The 12,678-nt window shown below is 63.3% G+C and carries 10 protein-coding genes; 9 read left to right on the top strand and 1 reads right to left on the bottom strand.

Annotated elements, in window-relative coordinates:
* Positions 1–403: 403 nt before the first annotated feature.
* The 9 genes from nifH to G520_RS21860 all read left to right on the top strand — a co-directional run bounded on the left by nifH (position 404) and on the right by G520_RS21860 (position 8,933).
* Positions 404–1,297: a nitrogenase iron protein gene (nifH, locus tag G520_RS0106710; RefSeq protein WP_028534981.1), complete on the top strand. Its 894-nt coding sequence runs from the start codon at positions 404–406 to the stop codon at positions 1,295–1,297.
* A 64-nt stretch (positions 1,298–1,361) separates the two neighbouring features.
* Complete coding sequence (gene nifD / locus G520_RS0106705; protein ID WP_028534980.1) at positions 1,362–2,822, top strand: nitrogenase molybdenum-iron protein alpha chain; 1,461 nt, start codon at positions 1,362–1,364, stop codon at positions 2,820–2,822.
* A 54-nt stretch (positions 2,823–2,876) separates the two neighbouring features.
* Positions 2,877–4,412 (top strand): nitrogenase molybdenum-iron protein subunit beta, encoded by a 1,536-nt coding sequence (gene nifK, locus G520_RS0106700; RefSeq protein ID WP_028534979.1) that lies wholly within the window; start codon positions 2,877–2,879, stop codon positions 4,410–4,412.
* Between the two features lie 42 nt (positions 4,413–4,454).
* The gene (gene nifE / locus G520_RS21865) at positions 4,455–5,867 is read left to right on the top strand and encodes a nitrogenase iron-molybdenum cofactor biosynthesis protein NifE (RefSeq protein ID WP_036665591.1); all 1,413 of its coding nucleotides are present in this window, start codon (positions 4,455–4,457) and stop codon (positions 5,865–5,867) included.
* Positions 5,851–7,212, top strand: coding sequence for a nitrogenase iron-molybdenum cofactor biosynthesis protein NifN (gene nifN / locus G520_RS0106690; protein ID WP_028534978.1), 1,362 nt, complete (start codon positions 5,851–5,853; stop codon positions 7,210–7,212). Before nifE ends, nifN begins: the two co-directional genes overlap by 17 nt.
* Positions 7,213–7,232: 20 nt before the next feature.
* The gene (gene nifX / locus G520_RS0106685) at positions 7,233–7,646 is read left to right on the top strand and encodes a nitrogen fixation protein NifX (protein ID WP_028534977.1); all 414 of its coding nucleotides are present in this window, start codon (positions 7,233–7,235) and stop codon (positions 7,644–7,646) included.
* Positions 7,636–8,103 carry a NifX-associated nitrogen fixation protein gene (locus tag G520_RS0106680; protein ID WP_036665589.1) on the top strand — a complete coding sequence of 156 codons (468 nt, stop codon included), beginning with the start codon at positions 7,636–7,638 and terminating at the stop codon, positions 8,101–8,103. Before nifX ends, G520_RS0106680 begins: the two co-directional genes overlap by 11 nt.
* 14 nt (positions 8,104–8,117) lie before the next feature.
* On the top strand, positions 8,118–8,423 hold the full coding sequence (gene fdxB, locus G520_RS0106675) for a ferredoxin III, nif-specific (RefSeq protein ID WP_028534975.1): 306 nt from the start codon (positions 8,118–8,120) through the stop codon (positions 8,421–8,423).
* A gap of 3 nt (positions 8,424–8,426) precedes the next feature.
* Positions 8,427–8,933 carry a nitrogen fixation protein NifQ gene (locus tag G520_RS21860; protein WP_211222778.1) on the top strand — a complete coding sequence of 169 codons (507 nt, stop codon included), beginning with the start codon at positions 8,427–8,429 and terminating at the stop codon, positions 8,931–8,933.
* Between the two features lie 88 nt (positions 8,934–9,021).
* Here G520_RS21860 and nifJ read toward each other — a convergent pair whose 3' ends face one another.
* Positions 9,022–12,546, bottom strand: coding sequence for a pyruvate:ferredoxin (flavodoxin) oxidoreductase (nifJ, locus tag G520_RS0106665; protein ID WP_028534974.1), 3,525 nt, complete (start codon positions 12,544–12,546; stop codon positions 9,022–9,024).
* Between the last annotated feature and the right edge of the window lie 132 nt (positions 12,547–12,678).

Below are 12,678 nucleotides of genomic sequence, written 5' to 3'. Positions count from 1 at the left end.
GGGACGCGGCGCATGCCCGGCGTGCGCATGGAGCGCCCATCTGCTATGAAACCTTCCACCCGACTTCCTGACCGCGGCGACCCTCGTCACGCCGGCGCGAACATCTGCGCCAACCCTCGACCGCCAACGCACCCTTCCCCCGTCTGTGTCTCGATTCCCACTGTCATTGTCGGCTTTGCAACAAATTGCGCCGGGATGCGACACGGCATGGTTTTCCATGAAATATCAATATATTCAATGGTTTGTGTATTTTTTTAGCGCTGGCACGACAGTTGCTGAACAGGTCTTGCAGCGGTGTGCGGATGCCTTGCCCGATACGAAGAACAAGCCCTGGCGGCATGACGCGATAGCAGCAGACCCGAGACTTACGACATCAACGCATCAGCCATCTGGAGAATTGAACATGGCCAAACTCAGGCAAATTGCCTTCTACGGCAAAGGCGGTATCGGCAAGTCCACCACTTCGCAGAACACCCTGGCCGCACTGGCGGAAATGGGGCAGAAAATACTGATCGTCGGGTGCGACCCGAAAGCCGACTCGACCCGTCTCATCCTGCATGCCAAGGCGCAGAACACCATTCTGTCGCTGGCGGCCGAAGCGGGCTCGGTCGAGGACCTCGAACTCGAAGACGTCATGAAGCTCGGCTATCGCGATATCCGCTGCGTCGAATCCGGCGGTCCGGAGCCGGGCGTCGGGTGTGCCGGCCGCGGTGTGATCACCTCGATCAATTTCCTCGAAGAGAACGGTGCCTACGAAGGCGTCGACTATGTCTCCTACGACGTGCTGGGCGACGTGGTATGCGGCGGTTTCGCCATGCCGATTCGAGAAAACAAGGCGCAGGAAATCTACATCGTCATGTCGGGCGAAATGATGGCGATGTACGCCGCCAACAATATCGCACGCGGCATTCTGAAGTACGCAAGCTCCGGCGGCGTTCGACTCGGCGGTTTGATCTGCAACGAGCGCCAGACCGACAAAGAGCTCGAACTCGCGCAGTCCCTCGCGCACAAGCTCGGCACCACCCTGATCCACTTCGTGCCGCGCGACAACATCGTCCAGCACGCCGAACTGCGTCGCATGACGGTGCTCGAATACGCGCCCGACTCCAAGCAGGCCCAGGAATACCGCTCGCTGGCCGAAAAAATCCACGCCAACGCCGGCAAGGGGGTGATTCCGACTCCGATCACGATGGAAGAGCTCGAAGAGCTGCTGATGGAGCACGGCATCATGCAGAACATCGACGAATCGCTGGTCGGCAAAACCGCCGCCGAAGTCGCGGCCGACGCGACGGTCTGAGCCCGGAGTGCACCCGGCCCGGCCCGGGTGCACCCGGCGCCACAACATTGAGTGGAGTTTTACTATGAGCACGTCCGTCGAAGAGCAAAAGCTGGCCAACGCGGCTTTGATCGCCGAGGTTCTCGAGGCCTTCCCGGAGAAATCCGCGAAAAAACGCGCCAAGCACCTGGCGACATTCGATTCGGAAAAACCCGATTGTTCCGTCAAATCCAATATCAAATCGCTTCCGGGCGTGATGACCATACGCGGCTGTGCCTACGCCGGCTCCAAGGGCGTGGTATGGGGGCCGATCAAGGACATGGTGCATATCTCGCACGGTCCGGTCGGTTGCGGCCAGTATTCCTGGGGTTCGCGCCGCAACTACTACACCGGGACCACCGGCGTCGATAGCTTCGTCACCATGCAGTTCACCTCGGATTTTCAGGAAAAAGACATCGTGTTCGGCGGCGACAAAAAGCTGGAACAGGTGATCGATGAAATCCAGACCCTGTTCCCGCTCAACCGCGCGATTTCCATCCAGTCCGAGTGCCCGATCGGCCTGATCGGCGACGATATCGAAGCCGTGTCCAAGCGCAAGTCCAAGCAATACGAAGGGCACAAGATCGTGCCGGTGCGTTGCGAAGGCTTTCGCGGCGTGTCGCAATCGCTGGGCCACCATATCGCCAACGATGCGGTGCGCGACTGGGTCATCGATCCGGCGACCCGGGAAGCCAAGCCCTTCGCGTCCACCCCCTACGATGTCGCCATCCTCGGCGACTACAACATCGGCGGCGACGCCTGGTCTTCGCGCATTCTGCTCGAGGAAATGGGGCTGCGCGTCATTGCGCAATGGTCTGGCGACGGCACCCTGGCCGAGATGGAGAACACCCCGCACGCCAAGCTCAACCTGCTGCATTGCTACCGTTCGATGAACTACATCGCGCGGCATATGGAAGAAAAATCGGGCGTGCCCTGGGTCGAGTACAACTTCTTCGGCCCGACCATGATCGAGCGCTCGCTGCGCGAGATCGCCTCCCACTTCGACGACACGATCAAGGAGAATGCCGAGCGCGTGATCGCCAAGTACAAGGCCCTGTCGCAGGCCGTGATCGACAAGTACAAGCCGCGCCTGGGTGGCAAGAAGGTGATGCTGTTCATCGGCGGCCTGCGCCCGCGCCATGTGATCGGCGCCTACGAAGACCTCGGCATGGAAGTGATCGGCACCGGCTATGAGTTCGGGCACAGCGACGACTACCAGCGCACGCTCGAACATCTGAAGGACGGCACCCTGCTGTATGACGATGTGTCGGCCTTCGAGTTCGAAAAATTCGTCGCCAGGATACAGCCCGACCTGGTCGGCTCCGGAATCAAGGAAAAATACATCTTCCAGAAGATGGGCATCCCGTTCCGCCAGATGCACAGCTGGGATTATTCCGGCCCGTATCACGGCTTCGACGGCTTCGCCATTTTCGCGCGCGATATGGATATGGCGATCAATGCGCCGGCCTGGACGCTGACTCGCGCGCCTTGGAAAACCGCGGCCTGACGCCGCCTTCGACTACCGCGCCGGCGGTGCATCCGCCGGCCAAGGAGCCTCACCATGCCTCAATGCGCAGATCAAGTCCTCGACTTTGAAACCCTGTTCCGCGAGCCGGAATACCGCGACATGCTGGCCGACAAGCGCCAGTTCGAAAACCGCCATCCCGATACCGTGGTGGCGGAAACGCTGGAATGGTCCAAGAGCTGGGAATACCGCGAAAAGAACTTCGCCCGCGAAGCACTGACCATCAACCCGGCGCGCGCCTGCCAGCCGCTCGGTGCCGTCTACGCCCATGTCGGCTTCAAGGGCACCTTGCCCATGGTGCATGGCTCGCAAGGCTGTGTCGCCTACTACCGCTCGCACTTCTCGCGTCACTTCAAGGAACCGACCTCCTGCGTTTCGTCGTCGATGACCGAAGACGCTGCCGTGTTCGGCGGCATGAATAATATGATCGATGCGCTATCCAATGCGCATACCTTGTACCACCCCGACATGATCGGCGTCTCGACCAGCTGCATGGCCGAGGTCATTGGCGACGATCTGGACGCCTTTATCCGCAATGCGAAGGAGAAGGGCTCGATACCGATGGACTTCGATGTCCCGTTCGCGCATACCCCGGCCTTCGTCGGCAGTCATGTCACCGGCTACGACAGCGCGCTCAGGGGCGTACTCCAGCATTTCTGGAAGGGGCAAACGCGCGTGCCCGACGCGTCGATCAACTTCATCGGCGGCTTCGACGGCTTCGTCGTCGGCAATATGCCCGTCATCCGGCGCATCTTCGACGCCTTCGGCGCCGACTATACCGTGTTGTGCGATCCTTCCGACGCCTGGAACACCCCTGGCGACGGCGAGTTCCGCATGTACGACGGCGGGACCAGCAAGGACGAGGTCAAGCGTGCGCTCAACGCCCGTGCTACGGTATCGTTCCAGGAGTTCTGCACCGAGAAGACGCTGAAGTACATCGCGGAACAGGGACAGGACGTCGTCAGCTTCAATCACCCGATGGGGGTCGCCGGCACCGACGCTTTCCTGATGAAGATCGCCGAGCTGACCGGCAAGCCTGTTCCGGAATCGCTCGAGCGCGAGCGCGGCCGCCTGGTCGATGCCATCGCCGATAGCCAGGCCCACCTGCATGGCAAGAAATTCGCGCTGTACGGCGACCCGGATCTGATGCTGGGTCTGACCGCCTTCCTGCTCGAACTGGGGGCCGAACCGACGCATATCCTGTCGAGCAACGGCGATGCAGGCTGGGCGGCCAAGGTGCAGGCCGTGCTCGACGCCAGCCCCTTCGGACGCGACTGCCACGTCTATCCCAAACGCGACCTGTGGCATATGCGCTCGCTGCTGCATACCGAACCGGTCGATTTCCTGATCGGCAACTCGCACGGCAAGTATCTCGAGCGCGATTGCAACGTGCCGCTGATCCGTCTCGCTTTCCCGATATTCGATCGCCACCACCATCATCGTTTCCCGATCTGGGGCTATGAAGGCGCATTGCGGGTGCTGGTCGCCATCCTCGACGAATACTTCGAGAAACTGGACCTGAATACCAGCGACATCGGCGTCAGCGACTACGGTCTGGACATCATCCGTTGATGCGGCTGCGGCGGCGAGCCGCCGCAGCCGAGGGAGCTCCTCATGGATACCCGCATAGCGGCCCGCATCCAGGACGTGTTCAACGAACCCGCCTGTGATCACAACCGGCAGAAGCCGCCGGCCGAGCGCAAGAAAGGCTGTCTCAAGCCGTTGACGCCGGGCGCCGCCGCCGGCGGTTGCGCCTTCGATGGCGCCAAGATCGCGTTGCAGCCGATTGCGGACGTGGCGCATCTGGTGCACGGTCCGATCGCGTGCGAGGGCAATTCCTGGGACAACCGTCACAGCGCCTCGTCGTCTGCGCAGCTCTATCGCTATGGCTTCACCAGCGATATCAACGAACTCGACGTGGTCTACGGCGGCGAGAAACGGTTGTATCGCGCGATCCGCGAGATCATCGAGAAGTACGATCCGCCCGCCGTCTTCGTCTACCAGACCTGTCTGACCGCGATGATAGGCGATGACATCGAGGCGGTGTGCCGTCACGCGGCGGAACGCTTCGGCAAGCCGGTGATCCCGGTCAACAGTCCGGGTTTCGCCGGGCCGAAGACGCTGGGCAACAAGCTTGGCGCCGAGGCGCTGCTCGACCACGTGATCGGCACCGAGGAACCCGCTTACACCACCCCCTACGATATCGCCCTGTGCGGCGAATACAACCTGGTCGGCGAGCTGTGGCAGATCAAGCCCCTGTTCGATGCGCTCGGTATCCGTATCGTCAGCTGCATCGCCGGCGACGGCCGCTACCACGAGATAGCGCAGAGTCACCGCGCGCGCGTGATGCTGATGCTGTGTTCCAACGCCATGATCAACCTGGCGCGCAAGATGGAAGACCGCTACGGCATTCCCTATCTGGAAGGATCGTTCTATGGCATCGCCGACATGAGCGAGACCTTGCGCAAGTTGGTACGCCTGCTGGTGCAGCGCGGAGCGCCCAGCGATCTGCTGTTGCGCACCGAGCGACTGATCCGGGTCGAAGAGGAACGCGCCTGGCGCCGTATCGCCGCCTACCGCACGCGTCTGGCCGGCAAGCGCGTATTGCTGATCACCGGCGGGGTCAAGTCGTGGTCGGTGGTCTCCGCCTTGCAAGAGGCGGGAATGGAAGTGGTCGGCACCAGCGTCAAGAAATCCACGGCCGGCGACAAGCAGCGCATCCGCGAATTGATGGGCGGCGACGCGCACATGATAGACAGCATCACGCCGCGCCAGATGTACGCCATGCTCAGCGAGTCGCGCGCCGACATCATGCTGTCGGGCGGGCGCACCCAGTTTGTCGCGCTCAAGGCGCGCATGCCCTGGCTGGACATCAATCAGGAACGGCACTACGCCTATGCCGGCTACGAGGGCATGGTGGCGCTGGTCGCCGAAATCGATAAAGCCTTGTCCAACCCGGTATGGGCGGCGGTACGCGCCCCCGCGCCGTGGGACAGCCGGGAGGACGGCGATGGCCAATCTCGTTGAATCGCGCAAGGCGTGCACCGTCAATCCCCTGCGTACCAGCTCGCCGCTCGGCGCGAGCTATGCCTTTCTCGGCATGGACCGCTGCATGCCGCTGATGCATGGATCGCAGGGATGCACCTCGTTCGGGCTGGTATTGCTGGTGCGCCATTTTCGCGAAGCCATTCCGCTGCAGACCACGGCAATGAACGAGGTGACGACCATTCTCGGCGGCGACGACAATCTGGAGCAGGCGCTGCTCAATATCGCCAAGCGGGCGGCGCCGGCGCTGATCGGAGTCTGTTCGACCGGGTTGACCGAGGCCAAGGGCGACGACATCGACGCCGTGCTCAAGCAGGTGCGGCAACGCCATGCCGAGCTGGCCGGGGTCGAACTGGTCCATGTGTCGACGCCGGACTACCGCGGCGCGTTTCAGGACGGCTTCGCCAGTGCGGTGACCGCGCTGGTGCGCGCGTTGGCCGTGCCGGCCGCCATACGCGATCCGGCGCGGGTCAATGTGCTGGCCGGCAGCCATCTGACGGCGGCCGACATCGACGAAGTCCGCGACATGATAGAAGCCTTCGGCCTGGTGCCGGTTTTTCTGCCCGACGTTTCGGCGTCGCTCGATGGCCATATGCCTGACGACTGGCAGGCGACGACGCTGGGCGGAACGCGCGTGGATCAGGTTCGATCGATGGGCGCCGCCTGCTGCACATTGGCGCTCGGCGAGCACATGCGCGCGCCGGCCATCGAGCTGGAAATGGCCAGCGGCGTGCCCTATGAATTGTTCGACCGCCTGACCGGGCTCGCCGCCTGCGACCACTTTCTGCAGCGGCTGTCGCAGCTGTCCGGACGACCGGTGCCGGCGCGCTACCGCCGCCAGCGCAGCCAGTTGCTCGACGCCATGCTCGACGGCCATTTCTTTTTCGGCCAGAAACGCATGGCCATCGCCGCCGAACCCGATCTGCTGTGGGCCATCGCCATGCTGATGGTGGAAATGGGGGCCGAACTCGGCGCCTGCATTACCACCACGCGCAGCGTCCAGCTCGAGCAGCTGCCGCTCGAGACGGTATTGATCGGCGACCTCGAAGACCTGGAGCTGGCGGCGGCCGATTGCGATCTGCTGCTTGCGCCGTCGCATGGCCGCCAGGCCGCGCAACGCTTGGGCAAACCTTTGTACCGTATCGGATTTCCGCAATTCGATCGTTTGGGAAACGCGCACCGCTTGTCGGTCGGTTATGCCGGCACGCGCGCGTTGATTTTCGACATCGGCAATATGCTGATCGACCACCTGCCGCATCCCGGGCCGGACAGCTGGCCGTTGCCGGAGGCTTCGCGCCGCGCGGCAGCGGCCGACTGCGCCGCCTGAGAGGAAGGGATCCACTGCCAATGAAAATTGCATTTCTGACCACCGACAAGCAATGCGTCGATGCCCATTTCGGCTGGGGGCGCTATATCGCCCTCTACGATATCGACGCGCTCGGCTACCGCTATCTGGAGACGATCGAGTTTCCCGAGGCGTCCGAAGACGGTAACGAGGACAAGTTGCTGCCCCGGCTCGAGGCCTTGCGCGATGTCGCGATCGTCTACGTCGCCGCCATCGGCGGTTCGGCTGCGGCGCGCGTGGTGGCGCGCAAGGTCCATCCGATCAAGGTCCGGCAACCCGAACCCATCCTCGATCTGCTCGACGCCCTGCAGAATGTGCTGCGTGGCACGCCGCCGCCGTGGTTGCGCAAGGCTTTGCTCAAGGACAGGGTGGACAGCGATTTCGACTTCGAATCGGAGGATGAACATGGCCACTGAACAGCCCGGTCCGGTCTGCGTGCCGGCCAGCGGCGTCTTTCGCCGCGAATTGATCAAACAACTGCGCGCGCAGGATACCTTCGGCCGCTGGAGCGGGAAAAACGACGAAGAGCTGCTCGCGCCTTATGTCCTGAGCGTCGAGCGACGGCGCGAGCTGCCGCTGATGGCCGACCCGGATGTGCTCACCGTATGGCGGCTGGAAATGTTCTACAACGCGGTCAGCCTGTGCATAGAGAGCGCTACCGGCATCATGGTGACACCCGTCGTCAAACTGCATGCCGAAGGCTTCGGTCGCCTGGTGTTGCTCGCCGGCCGTCTGGCTGCCGTCAGCAAGACGCTGCGCGAAGTGCATCGTTTCGGTTTCTCCTCGCTCCACGCGCTGGACGAAGCCGGTGAAAAAATCATCGCGGAAGCGATTCAGATGATAGAACGCTTTCCGCTCGTAGCCGAACTCTGATCAGGACCGAAAATATGGCACTGTTTACCGTAACCCTGCCCGGCGGCGAGATCTGGACGCCGCAGTTCGTCAACTCGATAGACGCCGACAAATGCATCGCATGCGGCCGCTGCTTCAAGGTCTGTGCGCAAGCGGTGCTGCGCCTGATCGGCATCGACGAGGATGGCGAAACGGTCGAACTCGACGACGACGATGACGACGATGACGAATATGAAAAGAAGGTGATGACGGTCGGCCATGCCGAACGTTGCAGCGGCTGTCAGGCCTGCGCCATGATCTGTCCCAAGAAGTGCTACAGCCTGTCTGCGGCGGAGGTGTGAGCGGTGCCGGCCGCCTTGGCGCGCACGCGGGCTGGCGCTGAATCCGCGATTTTTCCACCGGTCCTGAGCCGGGTGTTGCGGCAGCGCTTCGGTCGCGGCGCCATCGCCATCGAGGCGCGCTGGCGATTGCGCTTTGCGATGCATATCGGGCCCGACGGCTGGTCGGTCCCGGAGCGGCACGAGGAGTATCAGGACGTACTGCAACTCTTGCTGGATCACGCCGACGCCCGCGTCGAGGGCAGCGCTGCCGTCGCGCGCTGGATCGCCTTCAGTTGCATGGGCGAGGATCACCTGTGGGAAGACCTCGGCCTGCCCGAGCGCCCGGCGCTCGGCGCGCTGATCGCCGACTGCTTTCCCGCGCTGCATGCGCTGAATGTCGGCAATATGCGCTGGAAGCGTTTTTTCTATAAACAGCTGTGCGCTCGCGCCGGCTTGTCCCTGTGCCGCTCTCCCAGCTGTGCCGATTGCAGCGAATACCGCGTCTGCTTCGAGGCGCCGCCCCCCCTCTGAGCTTTCTCCTCCCCCTTCCGGCGCCGCGGGGCGCCACACGCAATGCCGCCCACTCTTGCGAGCGGGCGGCATTGTTGCGGCCGTTTGTTCAGAACGGCTGCGTTTCCGCCAGTTTCTGATACAGCTGGAAGCGATCCCGGGACTGCTTCTCCAACTGATCGAAGAGCGCATCGGCGTGCTCGCCGTCGACCTGGCGCAGCGCGCTGAAGCGGACCTGGTTCTCGATGAAGTTGCGGAAGCTTGTGCTCGGAGCCTCGGAATCGAGCTGGAACGGAGCCAGGCCCTGCTCGCGCAAGCGCGGGTCAAAGCGGAACAGATTCCAGTAGCCCGAGTTGATCGCGTCGGCGCTGATGCTGGGCGAGCGCGTCATGCCGCCGCGGATGCCGTGCGAGATGCAGGGCGCGAACGCGATGACCAGCGAGGGACCGGGGTAGCTTTCCGCCTCCTGCAGCGCCTGTACCATCTGGTTGCGGTCGCCGAGGGCAACCTGGGCGACATAGACATGGCCGTAGGTCATGGCGATCAGCCCCAGGTTTTTCTTGCCGCCATGCTTGCCGCTGCTGGCGAATTTGGCGATGGCGGCCGTCGGCGTCGACTTGGAGGCCTGGCCGCCGGTGTTGGAATAGATCTCGGTATCCATCACCAGAATATTCACGTCCTCGTTGCTGGCCAGCACATGGTCGAGCCCGCCATAGCCGATGTCGTAGGCCCAGCCGTCGCCGCCGAACATCCAGACCGATTTCTTTTCGAGAAAATCGCGCTTGGCATGGATCCGTTCCAGCCACGGGTTGTCGCTGACGGCAGGCAGGTGACGCTTGATCTCCTGCGACAAGGCAAGCGAAGCCTCGGCGTCGTCGGCCTGCTCCAGCCATTGTTTCAGCGCCTGCCCCAACGCGCCGTCGACGCCGCCGTCCAGGGCGGCGGCGGCGGCGGCCTTCAACTCGCTGCGGCCCTGCTGGTAGGCCATGCCGATGCCGAAGCCGAACTCCGCATTGTCCTCGAAGAGCGAGTTGGCCCAGGCCGGGCCGCGGCCGTCGCGGTTGCTGGTATAGGGCGAGGAGGGGAAGGAACCGCCGAAGATGGACGAGCAGCCGGTGGCGTTGGCGACGATCATGCGCGGACCGAACATCTGGGTGATCTGGCGTACGATGGGCGTCTCGCCGCAACCGGCGCACGCGCCGGAGAACTCGAACAGCGGCGGGGCGAACTGGGTGCCCTTGGCGCTGTCGTTATTGCAGGCCTGGGGCTTGTCGCGGACCTGGTGCATGACATATTCCCAGCGTGCGGCTTCCAGCGGCAGGCTGTCGGCGATCGGCCGCATGACGAGCGCGCTCTCGCCGCGCTTGCCGGGGCAGGCGTCGACGCAGTTGTTGCATCCGGTGCAATCGAGCGGCGATACCTGGATACGGTAACGGAAGTCGTGCAGCGTCCGGCCTATGGTCTTCAGCGTGTCGAAACCGTCGCTGCCCGCCATTTCGGTCTCGTCGAGCAGGAAGGGGCGGATTGCGGCGTGCGGACAGACAAAGGAGCAGACATTGCACTGAGTGCAGTTGTCGGCCAGCCATACCGGCACGTCGGCCGCGATGCCGCGTTTTTCGTAGGCGGCGCTGCCGCCGGGCTGGACGCCGTCGCTGAGCGCGAGAAAGGCGCTGACCGGTAGCGCATCGCCTTCCAGGCGGTTGATGGGCTGCATGATCGTGCGCACGAAGTCAGGCAGCTCGACGCTGGCGGGGGCGTCGTCGCGGGCATCGGCCCAGTGCGGCGGCACGTGCACGCGATGCACGGCATCGACGCCGCGATGCGCGGCCTCGATATTCATCTTCACCACGCGCTCGCCCTTCTTGCCGTAGCTGCGGCGCACGCCTTCTTCCAGATAGCCCATGACCTTTTCCAGCGGCAGGATTTCGACCAGCCGGAAGAAGGCGGCCTGCGTCACCATATTGATGCGGCCGGCAAGCCCGATCTCGCGTGCGATGACCGAGGCATCGATGGTGTAGAAGCGGATGTCGCGTTCGGCCAGCGTGCGCCGCATCGCCGCCGGCAACTCGCGTTCGAGCGCGGCGTCGTCCCAGTTGCAGTTGAGCAGGAAGATGCCACCGGGCTTGATCCCGGCGAGCAGGTCGTACTTTTGCACATAGGCCTGGTTATGGCAGGCGATGAAGTCGGCCTCGCTGATCAGATAGGTCGAGCGTATCGGTTCGCTGCCGAAGCGCAGGTGCGACACGGTTACGCCGCCCGATTTTTTCGAGTCGTAGGCGAAATAGGCCTGTACGAACAGGTCGCTGTGATCGCCGATGATCTTGATCGCGTTCTTGTTGGCGCCGACGGTGCCATCCGAACCGAGGCCCCAGAACTTGCAGCGGGTCGCTCCGCTTTTTTCGGTGACGATGGTGCGTGCGGGGGTGAGCGACAGACCGGTGACATCGTCGCTGATGCCGAGGGTAAATGGCGTGCGCGGCTCGGCGGCGGCCAGGTTGTCGAATACCGCCAGGATCTGGGAGGGGGTGGTGTCCTTGGACCCGAGGCCGTAACGACCGCCTATGACAAGCGGCCGGCGTCTGGCGTGGCTGAACGCCTCGACCACGTCGAGGTAGAGCGGTTCGCCATGCGCGCCGGGCTCCTTGGTGCGGTCGAGAACGGCGATGCGCTCGACCGTGTCGGGAAAGGCGGAGAGGAAGGCCTCGGTCGAGAACGGACGGAACAGACGAACCTTGAGCACGCCGACCTTGCGTCCCTCGGCGCGCAGGAAATCGACCACTTCGGAAAGCGTCTCGGTTACCGACCCCATGGCGACGACGACATCGGTGGCATCGGGGGAGCCGTCATAATCGAACAGGTGGTAGGAGCGGCCGGTGTGTTCGGCCAGCCTGTCCATATAGCCCTGCACGATCGCCGGCAGGCGCTGATAGCGGCCATTGCCGGCTTCGCGCACCTGAAAGAAGACGTCGGGGTTCTGCGCCGTGCCCTTGGTATACGGATGTTCGGAGTTGAGTGCGTGGTCGCGGAAAGCCTGCAATGCATCGCGGTCGACCAGCCCGGCCAGGGTCGGATAATCGAGCAGTTCGACTTTCTGTACTTCATGCGAGGTGCGGAAACCGTCGAAGAAATGACAGAAGGGCAGGCTGCCCGCGATCGCGGCGAGGTGGGCGACCGGGGCCAGGTCGGCGACTTCCTGCACCGAGCCGGTGGCCAGCATGGCGACTCCCGTTTGCCTTACCGCCATCACGTCCGAGTGATCGCCGAAGATGTTCAGCGCATGTGTCGCCAGCGAGCGCGCCGAGACGTGGAACACGCCTGGCAGCGCTTCGCCTGCGATTTTGTACATCGAAGGGATCATCAGCAGCAAGCCTTGCGACGCGGTATACGTCGTCGCCAGGGTGCCGGCGCTGAGCACGCCGTGCATGGCGCCGGCGGCCCCGCCTTCCGATTGCAGTTCGGTGACGCGCACGGCGTGCCCGAACATGTTTTTCTGGCCGTGGGCCGCCCATTCTTCCGTGACTTCGGCCATGGTCGAGGAGGGTGTTATCGGATAGATGCTCGCGATTTCGGTGAAGGCGTACGCGGCGTATGCGGCCGCGGTGTTGCCGTCCAAGGTTTTTTGCAGTTTCGCCACAGTGGCTGCTCCCGGTAGAGGGCTGCCCTCGCACCCAGGCCCCTGGGCGCAAAGAAAAGCCTATGCAAGGGTGGAATCCGCCACCCACTTGCTACCTGCTTTGCAAGGCGTGTGCCAGCCTGAAACCATACA

This window comes from Paludibacterium yongneupense DSM 18731, assembly GCF_000422925.1.
Lineage (GTDB): Bacteria > Pseudomonadota > Gammaproteobacteria > Burkholderiales > Chromobacteriaceae > Paludibacterium > Paludibacterium yongneupense.
The sequence above is the reverse complement of the archived record's forward strand: the minus strand, read 5'-3'. Positions and strand labels throughout refer to the sequence as shown.